General features: G+C 69.5%; 19 protein-coding genes and 2 pseudogenes. 9 read left to right on the top strand and 12 right to left on the bottom strand.

The window, feature by feature from the left end:
- Positions 1 to 267 precede the first annotated feature (267 nt).
- From ACZ5XS_RS19185 to ACZ5XS_RS19170, 4 genes and pseudogenes are all read right to left on the bottom strand, one after another.
- Positions 268 to 2,456 (bottom strand): annotated as a pseudogene (locus tag ACZ5XS_RS19185) (ATP-binding SpoIIE family protein phosphatase).
- Between the two features lie 86 nt (positions 2,457 to 2,542).
- Positions 2,543 to 4,444: a propionyl-CoA synthetase gene (locus ACZ5XS_RS19180; protein ID WP_468652735.1), complete on the bottom strand. Its 1,902-nt coding sequence runs from the start codon at positions 4,442 to 4,444 to the stop codon at positions 2,543 to 2,545.
- Between the two features lie 181 nt (positions 4,445 to 4,625).
- The gene (locus ACZ5XS_RS19175) at positions 4,626 to 5,279 is read right to left on the bottom strand and encodes an alpha/beta hydrolase fold domain-containing protein (protein WP_468652733.1); all 654 of its coding nucleotides are present in this window, start codon (positions 5,277 to 5,279) and stop codon (positions 4,626 to 4,628) included.
- Between the two features lie 531 nt (positions 5,280 to 5,810).
- Entirely contained in the window at positions 5,811 to 6,773 is a 963-nt protein-coding gene (locus ACZ5XS_RS19170; protein WP_468652731.1) for a LysR family transcriptional regulator, read from the bottom strand.
- A 128-nt stretch (positions 6,774 to 6,901) separates the two neighbouring features.
- Between ACZ5XS_RS19170 and ACZ5XS_RS19165 the strand changes: the two genes are divergently transcribed.
- Entirely contained in the window at positions 6,902 to 8,062 is a 1,161-nt protein-coding gene (locus ACZ5XS_RS19165; RefSeq protein WP_468652729.1) for an iron-containing alcohol dehydrogenase, read from the top strand.
- A 67-nt stretch (positions 8,063 to 8,129) separates the two neighbouring features.
- Complete coding sequence (locus ACZ5XS_RS19160; RefSeq protein WP_468652727.1) at positions 8,130 to 9,140, top strand: enoyl-CoA hydratase/isomerase family protein; 1,011 nt, start codon at positions 8,130 to 8,132, stop codon at positions 9,138 to 9,140.
- A 478-nt stretch (positions 9,141 to 9,618) separates the two neighbouring features.
- Here the strand turns inward: ACZ5XS_RS19160 and ACZ5XS_RS19155 are convergent, their stop codons facing one another.
- On the bottom strand, positions 9,619 to 10,632 hold the full coding sequence (locus ACZ5XS_RS19155; protein WP_468652725.1) for an NADP-dependent oxidoreductase: 1,014 nt from the start codon (positions 10,630 to 10,632) through the stop codon (positions 9,619 to 9,621).
- A 102-nt stretch (positions 10,633 to 10,734) separates the two neighbouring features.
- On the opposite strand from ACZ5XS_RS19155, the pseudogene ACZ5XS_RS19150 reads away from it, so the two are divergent.
- Positions 10,735 to 11,085, top strand: a pseudogene (locus tag ACZ5XS_RS19150) (winged helix-turn-helix transcriptional regulator); the annotation flags it as partial.
- Between the two features lie 422 nt (positions 11,086 to 11,507).
- On the opposite strand, the gene ACZ5XS_RS19145 reads toward ACZ5XS_RS19150, so the two are convergent.
- Positions 11,508 to 12,086 (bottom strand): TetR/AcrR family transcriptional regulator, encoded by a 579-nt coding sequence (locus tag ACZ5XS_RS19145; RefSeq protein WP_468652723.1) that lies wholly within the window; start codon positions 12,084 to 12,086, stop codon positions 11,508 to 11,510.
- 578 nt (positions 12,087 to 12,664) lie between these two features.
- Between ACZ5XS_RS19145 and ACZ5XS_RS19140 the strand changes: the two genes are divergently transcribed.
- Together ACZ5XS_RS19140 and ACZ5XS_RS19135 are read left to right on the top strand one after the other, a co-directional pair.
- On the top strand, positions 12,665 to 13,456 hold the full coding sequence (locus tag ACZ5XS_RS19140; protein WP_468652721.1) for an SDR family NAD(P)-dependent oxidoreductase: 792 nt from the start codon (positions 12,665 to 12,667) through the stop codon (positions 13,454 to 13,456).
- A gap of 318 nt (positions 13,457 to 13,774) precedes the next feature.
- Positions 13,775 to 14,836 (top strand): alkene reductase, encoded by a 1,062-nt coding sequence (locus ACZ5XS_RS19135; protein ID WP_468652720.1) that lies wholly within the window; start codon positions 13,775 to 13,777, stop codon positions 14,834 to 14,836.
- 209 nt (positions 14,837 to 15,045) lie between these two features.
- On the opposite strand, the gene ACZ5XS_RS19130 is transcribed toward ACZ5XS_RS19135, so the two are convergent.
- A complete protein-coding gene (locus ACZ5XS_RS19130) occupies positions 15,046 to 15,597 on the bottom strand; it encodes a hypothetical protein (protein ID WP_468652718.1) in 552 nt (183 codons plus the stop codon).
- Positions 15,598 to 15,896: 299 nt separating this feature from the next.
- Between ACZ5XS_RS19130 and ACZ5XS_RS19125 the strand changes: the two genes are divergently transcribed.
- From ACZ5XS_RS19125 to ACZ5XS_RS19110, 4 genes are all read left to right on the top strand, one after another.
- Positions 15,897 to 16,370 carry a winged helix-turn-helix transcriptional regulator gene (locus ACZ5XS_RS19125; protein WP_468652800.1) on the top strand — a complete coding sequence of 158 codons (474 nt, stop codon included), beginning with the start codon at positions 15,897 to 15,899 and terminating at the stop codon, positions 16,368 to 16,370.
- Between the two features lie 46 nt (positions 16,371 to 16,416).
- Positions 16,417 to 17,214, top strand: coding sequence for an alpha/beta fold hydrolase (locus ACZ5XS_RS19120; RefSeq protein ID WP_468652716.1), 798 nt, complete (start codon positions 16,417 to 16,419; stop codon positions 17,212 to 17,214).
- 48 nt (positions 17,215 to 17,262) lie between these two features.
- On the top strand, positions 17,263 to 17,430 hold the full coding sequence (locus tag ACZ5XS_RS19115; protein WP_468652714.1) for an alpha/beta fold hydrolase: 168 nt from the start codon (positions 17,263 to 17,265) through the stop codon (positions 17,428 to 17,430).
- A gap of 315 nt (positions 17,431 to 17,745) precedes the next feature.
- Positions 17,746 to 18,324, top strand: coding sequence for a hypothetical protein (locus ACZ5XS_RS19110; RefSeq protein ID WP_468652712.1), 579 nt, complete (start codon positions 17,746 to 17,748; stop codon positions 18,322 to 18,324).
- Positions 18,325 to 18,491: 167 nt separating this feature from the next.
- Here the strand turns inward: ACZ5XS_RS19110 and ACZ5XS_RS19105 are convergent, their stop codons facing one another.
- The 5 genes from ACZ5XS_RS19105 to ACZ5XS_RS19085 all read right to left on the bottom strand — a co-directional run bounded on the left by ACZ5XS_RS19105 (position 18,492) and on the right by ACZ5XS_RS19085 (position 26,075).
- Positions 18,492 to 20,297, bottom strand: a complete 1,806-nt coding sequence (locus tag ACZ5XS_RS19105) for an RICIN domain-containing protein (RefSeq protein ID WP_468652710.1) — start codon at positions 20,295 to 20,297, stop codon at positions 18,492 to 18,494.
- Between the two features lie 172 nt (positions 20,298 to 20,469).
- Positions 20,470 to 22,647 (bottom strand): beta-galactosidase, encoded by a 2,178-nt coding sequence (locus ACZ5XS_RS19100; RefSeq protein WP_468652708.1) that lies wholly within the window; start codon positions 22,645 to 22,647, stop codon positions 20,470 to 20,472.
- 65 nt (positions 22,648 to 22,712) lie between these two features.
- Positions 22,713 to 23,660: a carbohydrate ABC transporter permease gene (locus ACZ5XS_RS19095; protein WP_468652706.1), complete on the bottom strand. Its 948-nt coding sequence runs from the start codon at positions 23,658 to 23,660 to the stop codon at positions 22,713 to 22,715.
- Positions 23,657 to 24,595: a carbohydrate ABC transporter permease gene (locus tag ACZ5XS_RS19090; protein ID WP_468652798.1), complete on the bottom strand. Its 939-nt coding sequence runs from the start codon at positions 24,593 to 24,595 to the stop codon at positions 23,657 to 23,659. Before ACZ5XS_RS19090 ends, ACZ5XS_RS19095 begins: the two co-directional genes overlap by 4 nt.
- An 88-nt stretch (positions 24,596 to 24,683) precedes the next feature.
- Positions 24,684 to 26,075 carry an ABC transporter substrate-binding protein gene (locus ACZ5XS_RS19085; protein ID WP_468652704.1) on the bottom strand — a complete coding sequence of 464 codons (1,392 nt, stop codon included), beginning with the start codon at positions 26,073 to 26,075 and terminating at the stop codon, positions 24,684 to 24,686.
- Between the last annotated feature and the right edge of the window lie 231 nt (positions 26,076 to 26,306).

Here is a 26,306-nt window from a genome sequence, read left to right as displayed (position 1 = left end):
ATGGGCGGCGACCGGTGATGTCTGTGCGGTGACAGCGGACTCCTTGGCCTCGGCGCAGAACGCCGGGAGACGAGGTGAAACAGCTGCGGCGTACGGCGGTGGCGGACCGTAATTCCTCGGGTGGCCCAACCGCCCTGCGCCGCAGCCGTGTCGAGGCGCCCGAAGCCGGTGATCGGCTGGGGCGTCGTCATCCTCGGTCCCGGGGCGTGGGTGGGGTGGCCGGTCAGCCGGTGGCGCTGCCGCCGGAGCCCTGTCTCCCCTTGATCCTCAGGGCACAGCGGATGAGACGTCGGCGAGGGAGGCCGGAAGTACCTGCTCCGCCCAGATGACCTTGCCCTCGCGGTTGTGCCGTGTGCCCCAGTGTTCGGTGAGTTGGGCGACGAGGAGCAGGCCGCGGCCGCCCTCGTCGAAGACCCGGGCGCGGCGCAGGTGCGGGGCGGTGCTGCTGGCGTCGGAGACTTCGCAGGTCAGAGCGGATTGAAGGATCATCCGCAGTTGGATGGGGCTCCTGCCGTAGCGGATGGCGTTCGTCACCAGTTCGCTGACCACGAGCTCGGTGGTGAAGGCCAGTTCTTCCAGCCCCCAGGCGGCCAGCTGATCGGATGCCTGGGCGCGGGCCTTGGAGACGCCTGCCGGGTCGCTGGGAAGGTCCCATGTGGCGACGTGATCGGCATCGAGAGCTGCGGTTCGGGCCACCAGGAGGGCGACGTCGTCAGCGGGGCGGCTGGGCAGCAGTGCGGAGAGCAGTTCGTCGCAGGTCTCCTCGAGCGATGCCGGTGCTCGGGCGAGAACGTCCCGCAGCAGTGTGAGGGCGGCGTCGAGATCACGGGAGTGGCTCTGGACGAGGCCGTCGGTGTACAGCACCAGCCGGCTGCCTGGGTGCAGTTCGAACTGGGCGGTTTCGAAGGGGAGTCCGCCCAGGCCCAGTGGCGGGCCGATCGGCAGCTTCGGGAAGTCGACCGCGTTGGATGCGCGGGCATCGTCGTCAGCGGTCGGGGGAGTCACCACGGCCGGCGGAAGGTGTCCGGCGCTGGCCATGGAGCACGTTCGGGAGACGGGGTCGTAGACCGCGTACAGGCAGGTGGCGCTGATCTCGTCCGTGCGCTCTTCCTCCTCGCGCTGCAGGCGGATGACCACGTCGTCGAGGTGGGTCAGCAGTTCGTCGGGCGTCAGGTCGATGTCCGCCAGGGTGCGGACGGCCGTCCGTAGTCGGCCCATGGTGGCAGCGGCATGCAGGCCGTGACCGATCACGTCGCCCACGACGAGTGCGACGCGGGCTCCGGAGAGCGGTATCACGTCGAACCAGTCGCCCCCCACGCCCGCTCGCGATCCGCTGGGCAGGTAGCGCGATGCCGTCTCGACCGCGGACTCGTTCGACACGTGGTGCGGCAGCAGGCTGCGTTGGAGGGTGAGTGCGATGGAACGCTCCTGGGTGTACGGCGGGCGTTGTCGATGTTCACCGCCGCTCTGGACGCGATCTCCTGGGCCAGAAGCAGTTCGTCGTCGTCGAAGGGCTCCGCCGTTTGACGGCGGACGAACTGTGCGAGTCCCAGCGGGTTTCCGCGGGCCCACAGCGGGACCAGGAGTACGGAGCGCAGGCCCAGGGCGCGCAGGGCGGGCTCGTGGTCCGCCGACATCGCCAGCCACGAGGGGACGTCGTCGGCGGCGATGCGGAGCCGGGAAGGCTGTCCGGTGGCCAGTACGCGAGCCGGCTCCGAGTCTTCCGGGTAGGTGTGCGTCTGCCCTGTGACGACTGCCGGATCCGGGCAGCTGTCCGAGACGGCCTGGGCGATGCGGCGGAGCGTATCCGGAACGGCCACCGGATACGGCCCCTCGTGGAGGGCGGAGGACAGGAGGTCGACGGTGACGAGGTCCGCGAGGTGGTCGGCACCGACGTCCGCCAGTTCCTGCGCGGTGCGGGTGGTGTCCAGGGTGGTCCCGATTCGTGTCCCGGCCTCGTTGATCACGGTCAGCCGCCGCTGCAGCCAGCAGTCGCGTTCCTTTTGGTAGGCGGCCACAGCCTGTTCCGCCGTGCGATCGGCGTATTCGAAGGCCATCGCGCTCAGGGCGAGAGTCGTCGGGTTGATCAGCTCCTGGGACCCGGCGGCACGGGCTGTCTCCGTATTGAGCTGATCGAGCAGACCTGCGTGGACGAGCCGATGGACGCGAAGGAGTTCGCTGATCGGCACCCCGTGCTCAGCGAGCAGGCAGGCGAACTCGATGGCGGCGGGCGGCGTCCTGACCTCGGTCATATCGAGGCCGCGCTCGAGGAAATCCAGAATGGTGGCGACGTGTTCGGACAACGCCGTCGGCGCCACGGCGGCGATGTCCTCGTACTTCCACACGTCGGGAAGCGCTTCGAGCAGATGCTGCAGCACCACGTCGCCCAATTGATCCGCTCGGGGTGCGAGGCCCCGAGCGAGATCGCGGAGGAAGACATGGGCGTCGGCTCCCATAATCACAAGGTACCTCCGCCCTGGACGACGGGCCGTGCCGAGCGGAGTCCGGTGACGCCCTCGCCCACCGCCGGCCAGGCCCGCTGTCAGCCGTTCACGGACGGGGTGTGATCGGCGCGGCGGAGGACCGGGCGCAGGGTTTCGATGACGCCGGGGTCGTCCACCGTGGAGGGGATGGGTTCGTCGTGGCCGTCGGCGATACCGCGCATGGTCTTGCGCAGGATCTTTCCCGAGCGGGTCTTGGGCAGGGCGGCCACGACCGTGACGTCCTTGAGGGAGGCGACCGCTCCGATGCGCTCGCGGACGAGTTGGACGAGTTCGGCCTCGACCTCGCTCGGTTCGCGGTCGCTGCCGGCTTTGAGGACGACGAAGCCGCGCGGGATCTGACCCTTGAGTGGGTCGGCGACGCCGATGACGGCGCATTCGGCGACGTCGGGGTGGGCGGCCAGGGCCTCCTCCATGCTGCCGGTGGACAGCCGGTGTCCGGCGACGTTGATGACGTCGTCGGTGCGGCCCATGACGAACACATAGCCGTCGTCGTCGATGCGGCCGCTGTCGCCGGTGAGGTAGTAGCCGTCGTAGGCGGAGAGGTAGGAGGCGACGTAGCGGTCGTCGTCGTTCCAGAGCGTGGGGAGTGCGCCGGGCGGCAGGGGCAGCTTCACGACGATCGCGCCGTCGACGCCCGCGGGCACCGGCTCGCCCGAGGGGTCGAGGACGCGGACGTCCCAGCCCGGCAGCGGGCGGGTGGGGGAGCCGGGCTTGAGGGGAGCGGCTTCGATGCCGACGGGGTTGGCGACGATGGGCCACCCGGTCTCGGTCTGCCACCAGTGGTCGATCACCGGGACACCCAGGAGGGCGCTCGCCCAGTGGTAGGTCTCGGGGTCGAGGCGCTCGCCGGCGAGGAAGAGATAGCGCAGGTGGGAGAGGTCGTAGTCGGCGGTGAGCGTCCCCTTCGGGTCTTCCTTGCGGATGGCCCGGAAGGCGGTGGGCGCCGTGAACATGGTCTTGGCCCGGTACTCGGCGGCCACGCGCCAGAACTGGCCCGCGTCCGGAGTGCCGACCGGCTTGCCTTCGTACAGGACCGTCGTCGCGCCGGCCAGCAGGGGAGCGTAGACGATGTAGGAGTGCCCGACGACCCAGCCGACGTCGGAGCCGGTGAACATCGTCTCGCCCGGCCCCACGTCGTACACGGCGCCCATCGACCAGTGCAGGGCGACCGCGTGGCCGCCGCAGTCACGCACGACTCCCTTGGGCTTTCCGGTCGTTCCGGACGTGTAGAGGATGTACAGGGGATCGGTGGCGGCGACGGGAACGCAGTCGGCCGGCGGCGCGGTGGCGACGAGGTCGGCCCAGTCGAGATCGTCCGGCCCCAGCGCGGCCGGCTCCTGCGGGCGCTGCAGGATCACGGTCTTCTCCGGCTTGTGGGCCGCGAGTTCGATGGCCCGGTCGAGCAGGGGCTTGTAGGCGATGACCCGCTTGCCCTCGATGCCGCAGGAGGCGGAGACGACCACCTTGGGAGCCGCGTCGTCGATACGGAGGGCGAGTTCGCGCGGGGCGAACCCGCCGAAGACGACCGAGTGGACCGCGCCGATCCGTGCGCAGGCCAGCATCGCGACGGCGGCCTCGGGGACCATCGGCATGTAGACCACCACGCGGTCGCCTTGTCCCACGCCGAGCTGCGCGAGCGCTCCGGCGAAGGCCGCCACCTCGTTCCTCAGTTGCGCGTAGCTGTAGGTGCGGCGAGTGTCGGTCACGGGGGAGTCATAGACCAGCGCGGGCTGTTCGCCGCGGCCGGCTTCGACGTGCCGGTCGAGCGCGTTGAAACAGACGTTGAGCCGCCCGTCGGGAAACCAGCGGTAGAAGGGTGCGCCCGAGGAGTCCAGGGCGCGTTGCGGAGTGACATCCCAGTCGATGCCCTCCGCCGCCTTCAGCCAGAAGCGCTCCGGGTCCTCGGTACTGGCGCGGAAGACATCCTCGTACGTTCCCATCGCACTCCTTTGTGGGATCGAGGGACGGTGGTGGGGCTGCGTGCGAAACGGTGCCGGACACAAGTACCGCATGCCGGTCGGCACGGTCGAGCAGGATGCAGGAGACCGGCGGACCGGTCACCGGCATGGCGGTGGGGTGGCGCCTGCCGTCAACAGGACCGCCGCCAGGTGCAGTCTCTGCTCACGCGCCGAGGTGCTTCCGGAGCCACTGGCCCATCTGCTGGATCGCATGGTCCACCTCGGGTACCCGCCCGGCGCCCAGGACGAACGAGTGCTGCCCTTCGGGCATCGGGTGCACCTCGGAGGTGACCTCGAAGTCCGCGAGTCGGCGGCCGAGCCGGGCGCCGTCGTCGGCGAGGGTCTCGTACTCGCCGTAGTGGACGGTGGTGGGCGGCAGGCCGGTCAGGTCGGCGTTGGCGATGCTGACCGCGGGGTCGGTGAAGTCCACGGCGGGATCCTGCAGCCACGCTCCCCGGAAGAGCTCGAGGGTGTTCCTGCTGAGCATCTTGTCGTTGTCCTCGTTCGCGTCCACCGACGCGTTCCGGATGGTGAGGTCGGTCCACGGCGAGACGCTGACGATCGCGCCCGGGGTGGCCTCGCCCTTCGCGAGCAGGCGCAGCGGCAGCATCACCGCGAGCGTGCCTCCGATCGAGTGGCCGGTGCTGCCGATGTTGCGCGGCTCGTAGCCCTGGGAGAGCAGCCAGCGGTAGGCCGTCTCGGCGTCGTCGAGCTGCGCGGGGTAGGGGTGCTCGGGGGCCAGGCGGAAGTCCACGACGAGGGAGCGGGCGCCGGCCGCCTTCGCGATGTGGCCCGCGGCCTTGCGGTCGGAGTGCATGGAGGCGGTGACGGATCCGCCGAAGTGGAAGTGGAGCAGCGCCTTCTCGGGGTCGGCGCCCTCGGGGATGGCCCACAGCGCGGGTACGCGTCGACCTCGGCGTAGGTGACGCCTTCCGGCTCGGTCGACGCCTTGTGGTTCGAGTCGACGATGTCGCGGATGACGGCCAGGTCGAGACCGGGCGTGGACGACTTCGCGCTCACGCTCGCGAGGAACTCCGCGAACTCGTGTGCCTCTGGGCTTACTCCCATGGTGGTGCTCCTTCTCAGACGGGTGCCGTGCCGGGTGATCCCGCAGCAGCCGGGTCGATGCGCTGGTCATGACGCCACTGACTGAGTATAGAAAAGTAAACTCAGACGAGCGGGAATCCCCCCTGGAGGGGCTGTGCTGCGGAGGCGGCACCGCTGCGGCGCCGATGACCTGACCGACGGGTGTGGTTCGAGGGCGCCTCAGGCTCCCGATTCGGCGCCGCCTCTTGGCTCACCGGACAGGAGTGGAGGATCGGCCGGCGTCACCGCACCTCCTTGGGGTTCATTGCGGCATCAGTTCGTCGGCCCGTTCGGCGACCTCATGCCGCAGAGCGGTCCACAGGGCGCGTACGGCGGGGTGCGTCACGGCCTCGCGGCGGACGGCCAGGGTGATGGGGAGGCGGATGTCGATCTCGTCGGCGAGGAGTCGGCACAGCTGCGTCCGCCGGGTCAGGAAGGCCGGCAGGACGCCGATGCCGGCCCCCTGCCGGGTGGCTTCCAGCTGGGCGAAGACGTTCGTCGAGGAGAAGGCCGGGGTCATTCCGGGAAGGTGGCGTTCGATGTCGAGGTCGCCGACCTGCAGCATCGACTCGATGTAGAAGATGAGCGGGTGCTCGCGCAGCTCGGCCACCGTCTCCGGGCGGCCGTACCGGGTGAGGTAGTCGTCACTGGCGTACAGCCCCAGCGTGTAGTCGGTGAGGTGCTCGGTCACGAGGCGGCTGCTGGAGGGAACGCCGATGACGAGGGCGAGGTCGAAGCCGGACGGGCGCAGGGCGAGCTGCCGCGTCGCGGTGATGAGTTCGACCTGGAGCTGAGGGTGCCGGCGGCGTACCCGTACGAGGGCGGGTGTGGCGAAGGCGGTGCCGAAGCCGTCGGGCGCGCTGACGCGCACCGTGCCGTGCAGGGACGGCGAGTCCTGGCCCGCCACGGTGTCGACCACCCGGTCGATGGCCTCCTCGATCGCGCGGGCGTTCTCCGAGACCGCTCTACCGAGGTCCGTCAGCGTCCATCCCTCAGCGCCCCGTTCGATGAGTCGCAGGCCGATGCTCTTCTCCAATGCCGCGATGCGGCGGGACACGGTGGTGTGATCCACGCCGAGTGCGTCGGCGGCTGTCACCAGGCGTCCGGTACGGGACACCGCGAGCAGGTAGCGCAGATCGTCCGCACGGAGTTTGCGCGGATCGACGGATCGACGGGAGCCGGTCGGCTGCGGAGCGGGGTTCTCGTCCGGGGAGTGAGGGGGCACGGCCCGACCGTATCTGCATTTCTGCACACAGGGTGTGCGCTATTGGTGGTTGATTGCACACAGCCCGGCACCGCACAGTCGGGGCAGTGGGCGCGATGTGCCCCGCCGTTCCTGCTGAGAGGGCCGCCATGGTTGCCAGCATTTCCCTCCCGCGGATCCTGCGCGTCGGCGGCGGTGCCGTCGGCGAGCTGGGCGACGTCGTCGCAGGGCTGGGCCTGCGACGCCCGCTGCTGGTGACGGACGCCTTCCTCGCCGGGACCGGCGCTGCGGAACGACTGATGGCGACGCTGAGGGATGCCGGGCTGCAGCCGTCCCTGTTCGCGGGCACCGTCCCGGACCCGACGACCGACTCGCTCGACGCGGGCCTGACGGTGCTGAGGGAGCACGGGGCGGACTCGGTGATCGGATTCGGCGGCGGCAGCCCGATGGACACCGCCAAGGCCCTCGGCCTGCTGGGCGTCCAGGGCGGGCGGATGCGGGACTACAAGGCCCCGCGCACCAACGTCGGCCCGGCGCTTCCCCTGATCGCGGTCCCGACGACCGCCGGCAGCGGCTCGGAGGCCACCCAGTTCACCATCATCACCGACAGCGCCACGGACGAGAAGATGCTCTGTCCGGGGCCGGCGTTCCTGCCGGTCGCCGCCCTCGTCGACTTCGAACTGACCCTGTCGATGCCGCCCCGGCTGACCGCCGACACCGGCGTCGACGCGCTCACCCATGCCGTCGAGGCGTACGTGAGCCGCAAGGCCAATCCGTTCTCCGACGGCCTCGCCCTGAACGCGATCCGGACCATCGGCCGGCACCTCCGCCGCGTCTACGCCGACGGGGGAGACATCGAGGCTCGCGAGGCGATGATGCTCGCCGCGACCCAGGCCGGCATCGCCTTCTCCAACTCCAGCGTGGCGCTCGTGCACGGCATGAGCCGCCCCATCGGCGCTCACTTCCACGTCGCCCACGGCCTGTCGAACGCGATGCTCTTCCCCGCGGTGACAGCGTTCTCCGTGCCCGCCGCCGACAGCCGGTACGCCGACTGCGCCCGCGCACTCGGAGCCGCCACCGACGTCGACAGCGACGCCCTGGCCGCCGGCCGGCTCGTCGAGGCGCTCCGCTTGCTGTGTCAGGATCTCGAGGTGCCCACCCCCCAAGCCCACGGCATCGACAAGGACGAGTGGTTTCGCCTGTTGCCCCTCATGGCCGAGCAGGCGCTCGCGTCCGGATCCCCCGCCAACAACCCCGTCATACCCACCGTGGAAGAGATCCAGGATCTCTACACACAGATCTACGCCTGACACCCGGCAAGTGAGGAACGTGATGGCCACGACAGCCATGTCCGCGCGGACGACGAGGTGCTGACCCATGACTGACACCGCTGCGCGCGATATCGTCGCCGACGTCCACCGGGGCGTCGGCCGCATCCTGCTGAACCGGCCCAAGGCGCTCAACGCCCTGACGACCGGCATGGTCGTCGCCATCGACCGTGTGCTCGCCGAGTGGGAGCGCACACCGCTGTCCGCTGTGGTGATCGCCAGTACCAGCACGAAGGCGTTCTGCGCCGGCGGAGACATCCGCTCGATCCGCGAGCACAGCCTCGCCGGGGACGCCGAGGCCAGTGAGCGGTTCTTCGCCTCCGAGTACCGGCTCAACGCCCGGATCGCCGAGTATGCCGTGCCGGTCGTGTCGCTCATCGACGGCGTGTGCATGGGCGGCGGTCTCGGTCTGTCCGTCCACGGCGGCTTCCGCGTCGTCACCGAGCGCGCGGTGCTGGCGATGCCCGAGACCGGGATCGGCTTCTTCCCGGACGTGGGGGCCAGCTACTTCCTGCCGAGGCTGCCCGGCGCGATCGGCATGTACCTGGGACTGACCGGGCACCGGCTCGACGCGGCCGACACCCTGTACACGGGGCTGGCCACGCACTACGTCCCCGCGGACGGGATCGACGCGGTCGGGGACGCCCTGGCCGACAATCCCGGCGACCCGGTGGACGTGGTCCTGAACCGCCTCGCCGGCCGTTCCCCGGTGGCGGAGAGCAGGCTGGCGGAGGTACGCGGGGAGGTGGACTGGGCGTTCGGCGCGCCGGCCCTCGGCGAGATCGAGGAACGCCTGCGTCACCTCGACACCCCCTGGGCGGCAGGCGCGTTGGCCGCCCTGGAGGCCGCCTCGCCGCAGAGCCTGGAGATCACTCACGCTCTGCTGGCCCGAGGCAGGCAGCACACATTGCGCGAGTGCCTCGACGACGAACTCGCCCTCACGCGCACGACCATCCGCACGCCGGACTTCCTGGAGGGCGTCCGTGCGGCCCTGGTCGACAAGGACCGCACTCCCGACTGGCAACGTGCGTCGCTCGGCGGACGGACGCCGTCGGCCTGAGCATGTCCGCCGTGGGCAGGACATCGCGTTGCGCAAGTGGCCGGTCGTGCAGGAGGGGCGCGCTTCAACGAAAGGGGAGCGCGTCCCCGCCGGCCGGGATGGCACGGGGCGGCAGCGGGTCCGGAAGGCGTCATCAGTCAGCCCTGTATCCGTCATGCGAGCCGCGAGCCGCGAGCCGTCGGTGCGTCCCGCCCGACCCGGGAAGCCCTCGGCTCTCAGCCTGGGCGGCTCACACAGGGGTGGAGCCCCGTCCGCCGTGATCCCATTCCTCACACACAACGGGCGCGAGGCCTGACCACGGCTCGGGTCGGCGTAGAGCCGCGTGGCGCGCTGTGTCGCGAGCCGTATGACGTGCGGAACGACACCGACTCGCCAACAGCGGCGGCCTTGCGCGACCGTAGTCGCCCATGAGACCGCCGACGGCGTCGTTGCCCTTCCGTCGACCGCGCCGGAAGGAGGGTCCGTGACCGGCCTGGTCTCAGTCGCTGTCGGACCCCATCGAGATCACGACCTTGCCGGCCTTGGTACGGCCCTGCTCGACGTGAGCCATCGCCTCCAGCGTCTGGTCGAACGGGAAGGTGCTGTCGATGACCGGGCGGAGCTTCCCGCTGTCGTAGAGGGCGCCGAGTTTGCGCAACTGCGAGCCGTTGCCCTGCATGAAGAAGAACTCGTAGCGCACGCCCAGCGCCTTGGCCTGCTTGCGGATCTTACGACTGAGTGTGCTCATGACCAGGCCCAGGAAGGACGGGGCGCCGAGCTGCTTGGCGAAGCCGGCGTCCGGCGGGCCGACGACACTGATGGCCAGGCCTCCGGGCTTCAGCACGGTCAGCGACTTCTCGAGGTTCGCTCCGCCCAGGGAGTCCAGCACCAGGTCGTAGCCGGAAAGCACCTTCGAGAAGTCCTCCTTGGTGTAGTCGACGACGACGTCGGCGCCGAGGCTCCTGACCAACTCCTCCGTCTTGGTGCCCGTGGTCGTCGCCACCGTGGCGCCGAGGTGCTTGGCGAGCTGGATGACCGTCGAGCCGAGGCCACCGGCACCGGCGTGGATGAGCACCTTCTGACCCGGCTTCACGTGGGCACGGTCGACGAGAACCTGCCAGGCGGCCAGGGCCACCAGGGGCACAGCGGCTGCCTCCTGGAGGGTGAGGGAGGCCGGTTTGGGCGCGACGTCGTCCATGTCGATCGCGATGAACTCGGCGAAGCCTCCGATGCGCAGGTCGCGGGGACGGGCGTAGACCTCGTCGCCGACTTCGAGGCCGTGTACGGCGGAGCCGACCCGCGTCACGACGCCGGCCACGTCATGGCCGAGCACGAACGGACGCTTGTATTTCAGGAGTTGCTTGAACTCCCCGTTGCGGACCATCTTGTCCAGCGGGTTGATGCCGGCGGCGCTCACTCGGACCAGGACGTCGCGGTCTCCGACCGTGGGCTCGGGTACCTCTGCGGCGCGTGCGCCGTCCTTGCCGTACTTCTCTACGACGAATGCCTTCATGCCGGCCGCCTTTCCATGTGCGTCTTCCGATGGTCGATGTGAGTCTTCGCGCGGGTCCCCTGCGCGCCCGTTCTCGGGTGCGGCCGGGTTGATGTGCTGGTGATGACGCTACCTACTGAGTATAGAAAAGTAAACTCAGAGGGTTTGGGATCTCCCCGTGGATGCGAGGACCGAAGCTCTTCAGGGCGCCGGCATGGACCCCCGTCTCGACCGGGACATGTCGACTGCTCGATCGCCCGGACCCTTGAGGTCGTGGGTGAGAAGTGGACGATCCTGATCCTGCGTGAGGTCTGGTACGGCTCGTCCCGCTTCAGCGACTTCGAGCGTGTCCTCGGCTGTCCGCGCAACCTCCTCGCGGCGCGGCTCCGGATGCTGGTGGAGGAAGGGATCCTGGCCACCGAGACCTACAAGGAACCGAGATCGCGGAGTCGGCCGAAGTGCGTGATCACACCCAAGGGCACGGATCTGGTCCCGGCCGTGATGGGACTCCTGCAGTGGGGCGACCGTTACCGCGCCGACCCGGAGGGCCCGGCCGTGGTGGCGCGACACCGCGGATGCGGCGCGCACGTCGATGCCCGGATCCGCTGCGAACGTGGCCACGCGGTGCAGGCGGAAGACATCGAAAGCGTCCCCGGCCCCGCATTTCGTATCAGGACCGCCGGGTGCGCTGAGCGCTGTCGCGCCCAAGGCCGGGGACTCGGTCTGCCGGGTGTGCCCCGTCTGGGGCCGGGCCTGGTGGAGACGGAGCTTGGTGCGGTTGCCGCGGTCGGGCAGGGGGCAGGAGTGGCGGTTGTGGGCGGGGTAGCGGTCGGGGAAGTGCACGGCAGACGTCCGTGCCGCAGACGCGTCCGCGCCGGATGTCGCATGGCCCGTGTTCAGGACTTCGAGTCAAGCCCGTGTGGTGCAGTCAGGGCCTTGTGGGTCGACTCCAGGATCTTCGCCGAAAGTTCGGTGCCCGCCGTGGCCCGGGCCAGCAGGATCGCGCCGACCAGAGTGGCCACGACGGGAAGACCGTCGTTGGTGTCGGTGGACATCCACGCGGCGAATTCCTCGACTCCTGCTGCGTACGTTTCGCGCACCTCCCCGGCTGTGGGCTCCCGAGCCATGTCCCCTGCGAATCCCGCGGTGGGACAGCCCGTGCCGGGCTGGTCACGGTGCTCGGCCGACAGGTAGAAGTCGACAAGGGCGCCGCGCGCGGTGTCGTGATCGCCGTGAGCCGTATCGAACGAAGCCAGGAGTAGGTCGAGGTCTCCGAAAGCGGCGTGCGCCGCCTCGGCGACCAGGGCCTCCTTGGAGGGGAACTGCTTGTAGAAGCCGCCCGTCGTCAGTCCGATGGACTTCATCAGATCGGCGACGCTGATGCCGTTCACGCCGCGCTCCCGGAAGAGCTGGGAGGCCGCGGCGACCGCGCGCCTGCGGTTCTCCAGTGCTTGTGCTTGCGAAACGCGACTCATCACTCACCTGCCCACGTTAGATAGTAAAGCGCATCTATCATACGCGAAGTGCCGGGGGCCGGCCGCGGCGCCTTCTCTCCGTATGACTCTCTCGTTGTCGCAGGCGAGGGGCTCGTGGACTCACATCCGAAGCAGGAGCGGCTTCCGGCCTTCGGGGTCGTGTGGTGGATCCGTTCCGGGGTGGTCGCGAGATGACGGCGATACGAAATCTCGTGGAGCGCATGCAGGGCGACCGACGGGTCCTGCTCGACTCCTTCGGTGACGAGCGGGCCCCGTGCCTCGGGCGCCTTAACCCGTACGCGGCAAGCCGAGGGGCCGTCGGGCCGGAGGCCCCGCGTTCGCCGTGGGGGCTGGACAGGGGACCGTCCATGGCGACCACGCGCCCGACGGGTCCCCTTCCGAATCCGATCGACCGCCAGTCCTGTGATCCGCGTGCAGGTTGAGCAGTCTCCGGCCGCGGGCGGGGGCGGCGGCGTCGGTGCCCGTTGACTGGACCTCATTAGATATCTATCGTAATCTAAAGCGAGGCCGACACTTCGGCCCCTGCCCATCACCTGCCCCGAAATGAGATCCATCCCATGACCACGCAGAACAAGACCGCTGTCGTCACCGGTGCGTCCGCCGGCCTGGGTACCGCCTACGCGCAGCGGCTTGCCGACCGGGGTTACGACCTGATCCTGGTGGCCAGGAACACTGCGCGGCTGGAGACGCTGGCGTCGGACATCCGCAGCCGCACAGGCCGCGCGGTGGACGTCGTCGCCGCCGACCTCACCGATGCGGCCCAGCTCTCCGTGGTCGAGGAGCGCCTGCGCACCGACGAGAGCATCGAGGTGCTGGTCAACAACGCCGGCGGTGCGCTGCTCACGCCGCTGACAGGCTCCGACGCGGCGGCCTACGAGGCACTGATCAACCTCAACGTGACAGCGCTGACCAGGCTGACCATCGCGGTCCTGCCGGGCCTGACGGCCCGCGGACACGGCACCGTCGTGAACATCTCCTCTGCCATGGCTCTCAACATCCTGCCGTTCAGCGCCGTCTACAGCGGCACCAAGAGCTACGTGCTGACGTTTACCCAGGCCCTGCAGCAGGAACTCGCCGAGAGCCCCGTCAGGGTGCAGGCCGTGCTGCCGGGCGCTGTCCGCACGGAGCTCTGGGACGGCTCCGGCGTCGACCTCGAGGCGCTTCCCGAAGAGTCGATCATGAGCGTGGACGATGCCGTCGACGCGGCGCTCGCCGGCCTCGACGCCGGGGAGCCCGTCACCATCCTGTCGCTGCCGGAGATCAGCGACTGGGAGTCGTTCGAGAAGGCGCGTCAGGCGCTCGTTCCGAACCTGTCGCTGCGGGTCCCGGCCGATCGCTACCGCGGCTGACCACCGCTCCGACTCCCGTGCGGGGGTCCCTCTGTGGCAACGGCACGGCCGCCGCTGCACACGACCGATGTGCCCTTGGCGTGGGGAGAGACTGACACGCTCGGCATCCTCCCCTGTGCAAACAGCCGGGGCCCCGCACTGCGCCGCCGGCGGCGATGCAGGCGGCAAGCCCCGTCCGCGCAGTCAACTGCCCCACTACGCAGCCGCGTTACACGGTGGAGCGTCACCGGGGCCATCCGACCGGTCACCGTCTACGCGCCCCCGCGGCAACCCCCCACCCACAGCTCCCACTTACCCCTTAAATGCGAGGAACATCAAATGTCGAACGCCCTGTGGAACCCGATCGTCGCCGGGGAGATCTCCCTGCCGCACCGGCTGGCCATGGCCCCCATGACGCGGAACCGGTCCACCCCGGAAGGCATACCCACCGAGCTGAACGCCGAGTACTACGCCCAGCGCGCCTCGCACGCCCTCATCATCACCGAGGGCACCCAGCCCAACGCCGACGGACAGGGCTACCTGCTCACCCCCGGCATCTACTCCGAGGAGCACATCGCCGGCTGGCGCAAGGTCACCGACGCCGTGCACAAGGCCGAGGGACGCATCGTCATCCAGCTCATGCACGCCGGACGGATGTCCCACCCCGACAACACCCCCCACCACCGGCAGCCGGTCGCCCCCTCCCCGGTACAGCCGGCGGGCGAGATGTTCACTCCGTCCGGCCCTCAGGAAATGCCCGTACCGCGCGAACTGTCCACCGAAGAGGTCGCCGCCACGGTCGACGACTTCCGGCGCGCCGCCGCGGCCGCCATCGCGGCCGGCGCCGACGGCGTCGAGATCCATGGTGCCAACGGCTACCTCCCGCACCAGTTCCTCGCCACCAACACCAACCAGCGCACCGACCAGTACGGCGGCTCCATCGACAACCGCATCCGCTTCGCCGTCGAGATCGCCACCGCCGTGGCCGAGGAGATCGGCGTCGACCGCACCGGACTGCGGATCTCTCCCGGCAATCCGTTCAACGACATCGCGGAGAGCGACACCCAGGAGCTGTACCCGGCACTCGTACGCGCCCTCGCCCCGCTCAACCTCGCCTACCTGCACATCGGCCACGGCGGCGACGACGAACTCCTGCGCACCCTTCGCAAGCTGTGGCCGACCACCCTCGTCGTCAACCGGGCCGGCACCGACATCGCCACCCGCGCGAAGGACATCGAAGACGGCCTGGCCGACATCGTCACCGTCGGCGTGATGGCACTCGCCAACCCCGACCTGGCCGAGCGCGTACGCACCGGCGCGCCGCTGAACACCCCCGACCTCGCCACCTTCTACGGCGGCGGCGAAGCCGGCTACACCGACTACCCGACCCTCACCGCCTGACCAAGCCCGGCCATACCGGTCCTGGCGGGCCGGTATGCCCAGATGGCTCCGTGGACGTACCACGTGCTTGAGTGCGCTGCTGTTGAACTGAGCCTGAAGCGACCGCGTTCGCGGCATCTCCGGCGGCAGGGGCAGAGCCCTCGTCCTCCTGCGCCGGCGGGCACCGGACCACACGTACCCGGCCCAGGTGGACGACTCGGAGGCGGCCTTCAACTGGCTGCAGTCCGAGGGGTGTGAGCCTGCGGCACGTCCAGGTGGCGCAGCACCATGCCGACGCCCTGGCAGCGGACCGGGTCGCCGTGGCCGCCTCCGAGATGCCCGGGAGTATGTAGGAGGCCTGCCCAGCGGTCCAGCGCCTCCTCGGCCCGGCCGGCGAAGAGCGCCGGCATGCCGAGGTTCCACTCCGCGCAGGCGCTGAAGACGCGCACCCCACGCGGCACCCATACCTCGCTGAACCGGGCGGCGACGTCCGCGACGGTCCGCTCATCGCCTCGCGCGGCTGCCGGCCATCCGAGACCGGCGCGGCACTGCGCCGCCAAGTGGTCGTCGCCGGTGCCCTCGGCGACCTGGAGCCCTTCAAGGGCGTTCGCCTGGGCCGAGGTCCAGGATCCTTGCGCGATGTCGAGCGCCACGGTCTGGGTCAGTGCCCGGGCCAGGGCAGTGACCTGGCCCGTGTGCCGCAGCCTGTCGACTTCACGGCGGAGCGCCTCTTGGAGGGCGGGCCCGATGCCCCAGGCCACCGCCAGCGGGGCTGGTGGCATCAGGAGCCATGGAAACTGCCGCTGAGCCGGGTGAGGAGGTCAGCGCCGGGGGCCACGACCGGGGCGGGGTCGTCGTCGGCGCCGCCCCGTTCCTCCGTCCACCATTGGCGCAGCAACGGCAGGAGATCGGCGTTGGGGAAGTCCTCTTGCGGGAGGCGCCGCCGGAGCCGCTGGAGCGCCTCGCGCTGCGGTGCGCCTGGAAAGCCGGACGGCACTCGCTTGAGTATCTAAAAGTAAACTTAACTTCGGTTAGAATCGCTCCCATGGATGCGTGGACCGAAGTTGTTCAAGACACCGGCATGGATCACCGACTCGACCGGGACACGTCCAACTGCTCGATCGCGCGGACTCTCGAGATCGTGGGCGAGAAGTGGACGATCCTGATCCTGCGTGAGGTCATGTACGGGTCATCCCGCTTCAGTGACTTCGAACGTGTCCTGGGCTGTCCTCGCAACCTTCTGGCGGCGCGGCTCCGGATGCTGGTGGAGGAAGGGATCCTGGCGACCGAGACGTACAAGGAGCCCGGTTCGCGGAGCCGGCCGAAGTACGTGATCACGCCCAAGGGCATGGATCTGGCGCCGGCCGTGATGGGGCTGTTGCAGTGGGGTGACCGTTACCGCGCCGACCCGGAGGGGCCGGCGGTACTGGCGCGACACCGCGAGTGCGGCGCGCCCGTCGACGTCGAGATTCGCTGCGAACGAGGCCACCCGGTGCAAGCGAAGGACATCGAGAGCGTCCCCGGCCCGGCCTTTCGTATGAGGTCGCCCGAGTGAGCTGAGGGCTTTCGGTCAGCTCACTCGGTACGCCGGCCGCCCTGTCGTGTGCGCGCCTCATGGATGCGGACCTCCGTGCGTTTCCGCGGCGGAACGCGGAGCTCAGCGGCGGTTGCGGGGCGGGGGGCCGGTCCGTGAAGCGCAGTGCGCAGCGGTCCGCTCCGCAGACGCGTACGCGCCGGATCCCGGCGGAGAAGCAAGTCGACGCGACCGTCGGCCTGACCGTCCAAGAAGGGACGGGGTCCGTCTGCACTACCTCCGAGCCGGGTCCGGGCCGCTGCTTGTCCTGCTCCACGGCTGGCCGCAGACTTCCGGCTGCTGGCGGCCGGTACTGGCGGATCTCGCCGCCGACTACACCGTTGTGGCGCCGGACCTGCGCGGATACGGCTTGAGCGACAAACCCACGACCGGGTGCGACAAGCGGCGTATGGCCGCCGACATGGCAGGCCTCGTCGAGACGCTCGGCTTCGCGCGGGCCATGGTCGTGGGTCACGACCGCGGCGCTCGCGTGGGGCACCGCTGGGCGCTGGACCGCCCGGACCAGGTGGAGCGGCCGGCCGTGCTCGACATCATTCCCACCCGGGAGATGTTCCGCCGCCTGGACGCCTCGCTCGCCTCCGGGTACTGGCTGGCTGTTCCACATGCAGCCCGATCTGCCCGAGCGCTTGGTGGGGCACGACATCCGGGGGTACCTCGAGTACTTCTTCGAACGGTGGACCTGCAACCGCCACGGACTGACCCCCGAAGCGGTCGACGGCTACGTCCGCGCCTTCTCCCGCCCGGGTGCCCTGCGCGCGAGCCTCGACGACTACCGCGCCGTGGAGCAGGACACCGCCCTCGATGACGTCGACGCCGCCGAGGGCCGCCGTCTCACCATGCCGGTGCTGGCGCTGTGGGGTTCCGTGGGCTGCCGTCCCGCCTGCCGACGCTGGAGATCTGGCGCTCCTACGCGGACGACGTCACCGGCGCCGAGATCCCCGAATGCGGCCACTTCATCCCGGAGGAGCAACCGGAGGCGCTGTTGGCCCGGCTGCGGGACTTCCTCCTGCCTCTTGGCTGAGGGGAGAGGAAACCGCAGCTCCCGTTGCCCGTAGGTGCCGTCCTCTCGGCCTCGCCGTTCGTCACCGGAGCAGTTGCCGGACGGCGTTGTGGATGCCCTCCCGAGCGCGGTCGCCCCGTCGGTGCCCTGGTGTCCCCCTCGGACGGGTGTGAGTACGGTCATAATTCAAAAGACGGTCGGCCTCTTGCTCGCGAACCGGCCCTCCTTATATTGCCGTATGATCGTAATCTAAAAAGTTCAGGAGCGGCGAGCGGCACCACCGCGAACCCCGTCGGCCCACGAGGTCAACCAGCTCCCCATCCGGAAGGGCATCCCATGAAGTCGCTGGTCTTGCCGAAGCCGGGGACGGCGGACGAAGCGCAGTGTGCGGAGCGCACTGAGGCCTATGCGTCCGCGGCGCGACGCACCCCGGGTGCCCCCGGTCCGCTCGCCTCCTTCGCCCGGTTCGTCGTGTTCGGCGGCGGCGTGGGGGTCGCTTCCAGCGCTGCCGTGGTGGGGCTCGCCGGAGTGATGCCCTGGGCTGCGGCGAACGCTCTGATCACCGTCGCCTCCACTCTCCTCAGTACGGATCTCCACGCACGCTTCACCTTCTGGGCAGGACATGCCGGATGGCGCCAGCACTGGCAGTCCGCGGGATCGGCCGCGGCCGCCTACGCGGTGACCTCCGTAGCGGTGCTCGTCCTGCACACGGTGCAGCCGTCGGCTGGAGCGCTCTACGAGCAGGTCACCTACCTCGCCGCCGCAGGTCTCGCCGGCACCGGGCGTTTCCTGGTCCTGCACGTGTTCGTCTTCGCCGGTGGCCGGACCCGGACCACGGTGCGGCCCATGAGCCCGGTGCCGGTTCGGGAAGCCGGCGCGAAGGTGTCCCTGCTCTTCCCGGTTCCGGCGCTTTGAGCGGAAGGCCCATCAAGTCCCCGGCCCGGCATTACGACGGTTCTGTCCACAGGTACGCCGTGCTGCCGTGGCGCTTCGGCTCCAGTCGGCCATTGCTGGCCGGCTGGAGCCGTCCGTGAGCGATCCGTGTGAGACGGGCTGGGCTCGTCACGTAGGGGAGACGGGGCCTACTGGACGAGCTCCCAGTCCTGCGAGCCGTCCGCGACCGCGTTCTGCAAGGTCAGCTGCGCCCCGGCGGACGCACCCGTCAAGTACAGACTCGTGTTCTTGACCGACTGCAGTGTGTAGAACCCGTCGTCGGTCCTGACGAGGTTCCAGCTGCCCGTGGTGCTGTTGTCCACCCACTGGCCGATCTTCTGGCCGACGGTCGCGTTCCCCGTCCAGATGGCCGCCGCCCGCCCGCCCGACTTGTTCAACAGCGTCTTGCCACCGTTGAGCTCGGTCTCCACGTGCCAGAACTGGGTGTCCGCGTTCGCCGCCGAGCCGGGGGCCTCCAGACGGACGTCGGGAACGTCGCCGTTGCCGAGGTTCGCGTCGTTGGTGTTGTTCCCGGTGCCGATCACCTGGTCGGTCTTGCGGTTCACGAGCTGGTAGTAGGGACCGTCCGAGTGGCCCAGATCGACCTCGGCGAACTTGAGCGTCGAGGTGCCCTGGTTGTTGAGTATCGAGATGCGGCCGGTGCCCTCGACGTACTGCAGGTTGCGGCTGTAGCCGCCCTGCGAGGTCGTCTGGTACTCCTTCCAGACGCCGTCGCTGCGTCCGCTCTCGTTGACCCAGACGTTGCCGCTGCCCGCGGAGTTGTAGACCAGTCGCCCGCCTGGAAGCCTGATGATGACGGGACTGCCGCCCATCGCGAGAGGACGGGAGCCTGCGGCGACCGGCAAGGAGGCGACGGAGTCGCCGGTGGGGGAGCCGGTGTAGAACGTCAGCGGGTCGTCGGCGATCCGGAACCTGGTGTTGGCTCCGCCGCCCCAGAACTCGTAGGGGAGGATCCACTTGCCGTCCGTCGTGCGGACGACGTTCGTCATGCCGGGCCGGCCGCCGCCGATCTCCTTCTTCCCGCCGCCCATGTCCTGGGTCAGGCCGGCGATGTCGACGACGGGGTTGCTCCAGTTCGCGCTGCGGCCGTCCCAGGTCTTGTGGACGAGGATCTGGCCCAGCGAGTCCTTGGCGGTGTCGTTCGCGGGGTCGAGAGTCGGGACGCCGGTGTTCGCGTCGAGGCCCAGGTAGTCGTTCTCGTCGGAGTAGTAGCAGACCAGCTTGCCCTTGTGGACCATCAGGTACGGCTCCCAGAGGGGATCCACCTGCTTGTTCGTGTTCGCGACCGCGATGTTCTGGCCGACCGCGCCCGCGCTGCCGCCCTGCCAGCCGCCTGTCGCGACGACGTTCAGGACCTTCCACGTGGCACCTTCGTCGGTGCTGGAATACAGGGCGATCGCCAGGTCCTTGCGGTCACCGTCGTTGGACGGGGTCCAGTTCGGGTCGGCTGCCTTGTGCTCCTTGTAGTAGTAGTCGTCGCCCGACACGACACTCGCGAGGAGCAGCGTGCCCTGCTTCAGGTCCCCGACGTCCTGCGGAAGCGTGTACAGGTACGGGTTGGTCCAGTTGCTCGTGTACTTCGCGTACTTGGGGTCGGTGGACAGGTATGCCGGAGCCTTGACCTCGGACAACGCCTGCCACGTCGTTCCGTGGTCGTCGCTCTTGTAGACCGGGAGGGTCTGCCTGTCGGCGCTGCCCGTCGCCGTCACGACGGTGGACTTCTCGAACGACGCGACCAGACGTCCGCTCGGCAGCTGCGCCGACTTGGGGTAGACCGCGCAGTTGCCGCGCCCCTTCAGACACGGGTCACTGCCGAGCTGATACAGGGTCCCGCCCGTCGGGTCGTACGCCAGCGCACCGGACGCGGGTACGGCCAGCAACGCAGACGCTGCGGCGAAGGTGCCCAGCGTTCTCGCCAGTCTTCTTCTCTGCATTCTTCCTCCTTCTGGGGATGACCACGGTGATGCCCAGGTCCTTCGGCCACCGGCGCGGTGACCTGCTCTGCGGGGTCCGCGCGGCAGCCTGCTCAGGTGGCCGGACGGGCGGGGAGCGGAGGGCGGAGGGCGGTTCAGGTGCTCAGCCGGTGCGGAGCGCTCTCCGGCCCGGTCAGGAGGGGATGCCCGCCGCCGGGTCCGGGGCGGTGCCGGCGGAGACGAGTACGCGTACGTCCCACGGGCCCAGGACCAGGGCAGTTCCGGCCGGTACGGGCTCGTCGTTCAGGGCGTCGGACAGGTCCACCGGGCTCTGGGCACGAGCGGGCTCCCAGCTCCAGTTGTGCACGATGTGGACGCGGCGTCCCTCGGGTGAGGTGCCGGTCGTCGCGGTCACGGATGCCGGGAGGTCCTGCCATCCGCCGCGCGTGGCCGGAGCCATCCAGGCGGCCAGTGTCCGGGCGAGTCCGCGGCCGGGGACGGTGCCGACGCACGTGACGCGGCCGGCTCCGTGGCGGCGGGTGGTGACGGCCGGCCAGCGCCCGAGGTGCGGGTGAACGTACGAGGCCAGCACGTCCGCGTCGAGGACCGTGAGCCCTTCGGCCCAGTGCGTCGCCGTCGCGTCCGCGGGCACCTCGAGCGGGCCGCCGGGTACGCCACGGACCGGGACGTCGTGGGTGAGGTTGCTGAACTCGTCGTAATGGACGCCCGCGGCCTCGGCGAGACGCCCGGGAGCCGGTTCGTGCCGGGCGCGGGCCTCTTGGTCGGCGTATGCGGTGCGCGGGCCGAGCACGAGGTGGCCGCCCGCTTCCGCGTAGGCCGCGAGCCAGTCGACCGTGGCGTCGTCGACGAGGTACAGGGCCGGGGCGACGAGCACCGGACGGCGTCGCACGGCCTCCTCGGGTGTCATCCCCTCCCGCTTTCCGCTCGGGTCGTGCAACTGCCGGGCATGGACGATGCGCACCTGGCGGCCGGCGTCGAACGCGCCGCGGTAGAACGGGTCGAAGACGCGGTGGTAGGCGGCGGGGTCCGGTTCGCCGTCGGGCGTCGCGAGGGGCGGGTACTTCTGCATGAGCCACTTGCTGGGCATCGAGTAGACCATCGTGATGTCGGCGTCCGGCTCGAGGCCGGCGACGAGCGGGCCCGCCTTGTCGAACTCGGCTCCCAGACGCGCCACTTCGGCGTAGGTGCGGCCGGGGCGGCCGCTGTGCGGGAGGACGCCGCCCCAGTAGGTCTCCGCACCGAAGCGCAGCGTCTGCCACTGCCAGTACTCGATCATCCGGGCGCCGCGTGCGACGTGCGCCCACGCGGTCTGCCGCCACTGGCCGTCGTATCCGGGGCGGTTGTCCCAGGGGAAGCCGATGGAGTTCGCGTTGGTCTCGGTGACGAGGAACGGTGCCTGGCGGGAGGAGAACATCCAGTCGGCGGTCTGGTACATCGACCACACCCCGGTGGTCTTCCACTTCTGTTCGTGCCCGTCGGGGGTCGGATCGGGCAGCAGCAAGCCGTCCTGCATGTCGTAGTACGGGTTGCCGGAGGCGATGTCGAGGCGGTCGGACATCTCGTCGTCCTCCACCCCTTGGCGGGTGTAGGAGATGCAGGTGGTGACGAACTGCTCGGACTGGGCGTACTCACGGACGATGTCCGCCTGCCAGCCGATGAACTCGGTGACCTGCCGGGCCTGGAACGCCCGCCAGGCCACGTCGTACTGCGGCTGGGCGTTGCCGTCCGGAGTCCACAGGTCGGCCCAGGTGGACAGGCGGTGCGACCAGTAGACCAGGCCCCATTCACGGTTGAGGGTCTCGACGTCGCCGTACTTCTCGCGCAGGTGGTCCACGAAACGCTGGAAGACCCCGCGGTTGTGCAGGAGGTGCAGGCCGGGCTCGTTGTCCACCTGCCATCCGATGACCGCCGGGTGATCGGCGTACCGGGCCACCATCGTGCGGATCACCCGCTCGGCGTGGAACCGGAACGCGGGGTGGGTGAAGTCGATCTCCTGGCGGGCACCCCAGCCGAGACGCTGCCCGGTGGCGTTCTCGGCGGTGATCTCGGGGTACTGACGGACCAGCCACGGCGGGGCGGCGTACGTCGGTGTGCCGATGACGACGGAGATGCCGCGTTCGTGGGCGCCGTCGAGGACCGGCTGGAGCCAGTCGAGGTCGAACCGGCCGTTCTCCGGCTCCCAGGTCGACCAGACGGACTCGCCGACCCGGATCACGGTGAAGTTCGCTTCGGCCATCAGGTCGAGGTCGGTCTTCAGCTGTTCGTCGGGCCGCAGGTCGGGATCATAGCCGGGCGTGTACTCGTGGTAGTACGCGGCGCCGAAGAGGACGCGGTCGGGCAGAACCGCCATGAGGGGAACCTCCGAAGAGTCGAGGGGGGAATGGCCTGTGTGCCGGCGGTGGTGCCGGTGGGGCGTCACTGCTTGACGCCGCCGGTGGCCAGACCGCTCTGCCAGTACCGCTGCAGGAGCAGGAAGGCGACGACGAGCGGGATGATGGAGAGGAGGGAGCCGGTCACGACGAGCGCGAGCATGTTGCTGTCCGCGCCGGCCCCGCCGCCCACGGCCTGGGACGCCCAGGAGGAGAGTCCGACCGTGACGGGGTACAGCCGCGGGTCATTGAGCATGATCAGCGGCAGGAAGTAGTTGTTCCAGGTCGCGACGAGGGTGAAGAGCACGACGGTCACCAGGCCGGGGGCCAGCAGCCGCAGCGCGATCGTGACGAAGATCCGCAGCTCACCGGCTCCGTCGATGCGGGCGGCCTCCAGGAGGCTGTCCGGTACGGCGTCCTGGGCGTAGATGCGCATGAGGTAGAGGCCGAACGGGCTGACGAGCGAGGGCAGCACGATGGCCCAGGGGGTGTTGACCAGGTCCACCTTCGCGAAGAGCAGGTAGGTCGGGATGGCCAGGGCGTTGGTCGGGACCATGATGGCGCCGAGCACCAGGGCGAAGGCGGCGTTGTTGCCCCAGAACCGGTACTTGGCGAACCCGTAGCCTGCGGCGGCCGCCAGGAGCGCGGCGCCGAGCGCGCTGCCGACGGAGTAGAGGACCGTGTTGAGCAGCCAGTGCAGGAAGACCCCGTCGTCGTGGGTCAGGGTCTCCTGGATGTTCTCGAGGAGCTGCGGTGAGCGTGAGAGCCACAGACCGAAGCTGGTGAACAGGTCCTGGGTGCTCTTGGTCGAGGCGAAAAGCAGCCAGAACAGCGGCAGAAGGAAGTACGCCAGGACGGCCAGCATGACGATGGTGAGCGGCGTGCTGCGGCGCCGGGCGGGCCGTCGAGGCCGCCGGTGAGCCGTGCGGGGCGCTCCGGTCGCGGTGGTGCTCGTCGCCGCCCGGGGCGTCGCCGGGGGAGTCGTGGTCGTCATGAGGTCCTCCTGCGGTTCGCGGTGAACAGGACGGCGTAGGAGAAGATCACGATGAACAGCCCGAGGAGGAAGGACACCGCGGCCGCGTAGTTGACCTGCTGGCCGGTGAAGGCGAGTGAGTAGGCGTAGAGGTTCGCGGTGTACGAACTGTCGATGACGTCGGGCGCGATGGCCTGCAGCAGCTTCGGTTCGTTGAACAGCTGGAAGCTGCCGATCACGGAGAACAGCAGGGTGAGCATGAGCGCCGGGCGCAGGGCCGGGAGCTTGATGGACCAGGCGGTCCGCCAGGCGCCGGCACCGTCCATCGCGGCGGCCTCGTACAGCTCCTGGGGGATGGTCCGCAGGGCCGCGTACAGGATGATCATGTTGTAGCCGACGAACTCCCACGTCACGACGTTCGCCAGACTCGCGAGCATCCATCCGTCGCTGAGGAAGTGGGGGACCGGCAGGTCGAACTTCTCACTCAGCTGGGCGAACGGCCCGAAGTCCGGCCCGTAGAGGTAGCCCCACATGAGGGTGGCGACCACGCTCGGGACGGCGTAGGGGACGAAGATGCCCAGGCGGATCACCCGTGCGAGGTGCAGCAGGCCGCTGTCGAGCGCGAGCGCGAAGAACAGTGCCAGCAGCAGCATCAGCGGGACCTGGATCACGAAGAACGTCGCGACCCGCAGGACCCCTTCCCTGAGGAGCGGGTCGTTCAGGGCCGTCACGTAGTTGTCCAGCCCGACGAACGCTGTCCCGCCTATCAGCCTTTCCTGGAACAGACTGAGGTAGGCGGCGTACCCGAGCGGAGTGAGGAACATCAGCAGGAACAGCACCATGAACGGTGCGACGAACAGGGAACCCGCCGCACCGTGGCGCAGGCCACCGAGCCGGTGACGCTTCGGCCCCGCTCGGCGCGGGTCCTCGGTGGAGGCCGCGGTAGTGGCAGTCATCATCGGGCCTTTCTGTGGGAAGAGGGCCGGCCGGGTGCGGGTCCCGTGCCCTTGCCGGGAAGCGTCGGAGCACGGGACCCGCCGGACCTCACGGGGTCTGAACGGTGAAGCCCTGGGTCTTGGCGTAGGGGGTCAGCCGCGTCTGCCACGCGTCGAGCGCGGCGACGGAGTCCTGCTTCTTGGCGAGGGACCTGCCGACCGTCTCGGTCCAGTCGGTGACGGCCTGGTCGAGGAACGGCGGCCACTGGAAGTCGGGTCTGACCGTCTCGCCGATCTCGGCGAACAGCTGGTTGACCTTCTGGCCGCCGAAGAAGGCCGACTCGGCACCGGCGAACACGGGGTCCGCGAGCAGCTGCTTCGTTGCCGGGAAGAACGACTGCTTGGTGTTGAACAGCTTCGTGCTTTCCGGGTCGCTGTTGAGGAACTGGGCGAACATCGCCGCCGCGATCGGGTTCTTGGTCACCTTCATGACCGCGCTGGTCGAGCCGCCCCAGTTGCCCGAGCTCGGCTTGGCGGGGTCCCACTGCGGCAAGAGGGCCGCCCGCCACTTGCCGGCGGTGGACTTGGCCGAGCCGGAGAGGAACACCGGCCCCCAGGCAGCGGTGATCCAGGTGGCGTACTTGCCCTTGTTGAGCCCGGAGAACCAGGCGTCGGTGAAGTCCGGATCGACGCCGATGACACCCTCCTGAGCCAGTCCGCCCCAGTAGGCCGCGAGCTTCCTGGAGATCTGGTCGTTGACGTCGATGGAGACGTTGCCCTTGCCGGAGGTCGCGTAGGGCTCGGCACCCGCCTGCCACAGCAGGCCGTGCCAGGCTGCGGCCTCGTTCGCGGCCAGGTTGGTCATGTAGACGTCCGGGTCGGCCTTGTGCAGCTTGCGCGCCGCGGCGGCGAAGTCGTCCCAGGTCTTCGGCGGCTCGATGCCGTGCTCCTCGAAGATGTCCGCCCGGTACAGCAGGCCCAGCGGACAGGTGTCCTGCGGGATCGCCCAGATTTCGCCCTTGGGGCCGCTGACCTGTCCCCACGTCCAGTTGACGAACGTGTCCTTCAGCTCGGACGCGCCGTACGGGCTCAGGTCCAGAAGGCTGTCGGTGATCGTGAACGTCGGAATCGCCTGGTACTCGATCTGGGCCACGTCCGGAGCGCCCTTGCCGGCCTTGATCGCCGTGCGCAGCTTCGTGTAGTGCTGCACGCCCTGGCCCGCGTTGACGACCTTGACCTTGATGGCCGGGTACTTCTTCTCGAAGAGCGCGACCTCCTGCTCGATCTCCGGGACCCACGTCCAGAACGTCAGCTCGGTCGGAGTCTTCATCGCCTTGTCGATGTCGGCCTGGCCGGCCGGCTTGTCGGAAGAGGCGGAGGCGCCGTCGTCGCTGCCGCCGCAGGCGGAGAGGGCGGCGCCCAGTGACACCGCTCCCGCGGCGGTGAGAAAGAGCCGGCGGCTCATCTGCGAGCGGCTGGGGATGGAGCTGGATGTGTCCATGGTGAACTCCCGCCAATGGCTGAGGGAATGGCACGCCGGGCGAGGGCGTGCGGAACGAGGGTGACGAGGGAGAAAGGGTGCTCGAACGTGACGGCCTGGACATGGAGGCCGACATGGCCCGGCTGTACGCCGTCGCGGACTTCGCCCGGCGGGCGTTCCGCCTGCTCACGAGGTGAGCCCGTGGCCGGGAAGAACGGGGTGGAGGACGAAACCGTTGCGGCGGGACTACTC

The sequence above is a fragment of the Streptomyces sp. NPDC033131 genome (assembly GCF_055578365.1).
This window is presented reverse-complemented; position numbering and strand designations above follow the sequence as displayed.

Excerpts from the sequence above, each read along its gene's own strand:
- ACZ5XS_RS19180 (WP_468652735.1), bottom strand. The coding sequence starts at position 4,444 with ATGGGAACGTACGAGGATGTCTTCCGCGCCAGTACCGAGGACCCGGAG.
- ACZ5XS_RS19175 (WP_468652733.1), bottom strand. The coding sequence starts at position 5,279 with ATGCACTCCGACCGCAAGGCCGCGGGCCACATCGCGAAGGCGGCCGGC.
- ACZ5XS_RS19165 (WP_468652729.1), top strand. The coding sequence starts at position 6,902 with ATGGTTGCCAGCATTTCCCTCCCGCGGATCCTGCGCGTCGGCGGCGGT.
- ACZ5XS_RS19160 (WP_468652727.1), top strand. The coding sequence starts at position 8,130 with ATGACTGACACCGCTGCGCGCGATATCGTCGCCGACGTCCACCGGGGC.
- ACZ5XS_RS19155 (WP_468652725.1), bottom strand. The coding sequence starts at position 10,632 with ATGAAGGCATTCGTCGTAGAGAAGTACGGCAAGGACGGCGCACGCGCC.
- ACZ5XS_RS19145 (WP_468652723.1), bottom strand. The coding sequence starts at position 12,086 with ATGAGTCGCGTTTCGCAAGCACAAGCACTGGAGAACCGCAGGCGCGCG.
- ACZ5XS_RS19140 (WP_468652721.1), top strand. The coding sequence starts at position 12,665 with ATGACCACGCAGAACAAGACCGCTGTCGTCACCGGTGCGTCCGCCGGC.
- ACZ5XS_RS19135 (WP_468652720.1), top strand. The coding sequence starts at position 13,775 with ATGTCGAACGCCCTGTGGAACCCGATCGTCGCCGGGGAGATCTCCCTG.
- ACZ5XS_RS19130 (WP_468652718.1), bottom strand. The coding sequence starts at position 15,597 with ATGCCACCAGCCCCGCTGGCGGTGGCCTGGGGCATCGGGCCCGCCCTC.
- ACZ5XS_RS19125 (WP_468652800.1), top strand. The coding sequence starts at position 15,897 with ATGGATCACCGACTCGACCGGGACACGTCCAACTGCTCGATCGCGCGG.
- ACZ5XS_RS19110 (WP_468652712.1), top strand. The coding sequence starts at position 17,746 with ATGAAGTCGCTGGTCTTGCCGAAGCCGGGGACGGCGGACGAAGCGCAG.
- ACZ5XS_RS19105 (WP_468652710.1), bottom strand. The coding sequence starts at position 20,297 with ATGCAGAGAAGAAGACTGGCGAGAACGCTGGGCACCTTCGCCGCAGCG.
- ACZ5XS_RS19100 (WP_468652708.1), bottom strand. The coding sequence starts at position 22,647 with ATGGCGGTTCTGCCCGACCGCGTCCTCTTCGGCGCCGCGTACTACCAC.
- ACZ5XS_RS19095 (WP_468652706.1), bottom strand. The coding sequence starts at position 23,660 with ATGACGACCACGACTCCCCCGGCGACGCCCCGGGCGGCGACGAGCACC.
- ACZ5XS_RS19090 (WP_468652798.1), bottom strand. The coding sequence starts at position 24,595 with ATGACTGCCACTACCGCGGCCTCCACCGAGGACCCGCGCCGAGCGGGG.
- ACZ5XS_RS19085 (WP_468652704.1), bottom strand. The coding sequence starts at position 26,075 with ATGGACACATCCAGCTCCATCCCCAGCCGCTCGCAGATGAGCCGCCGG.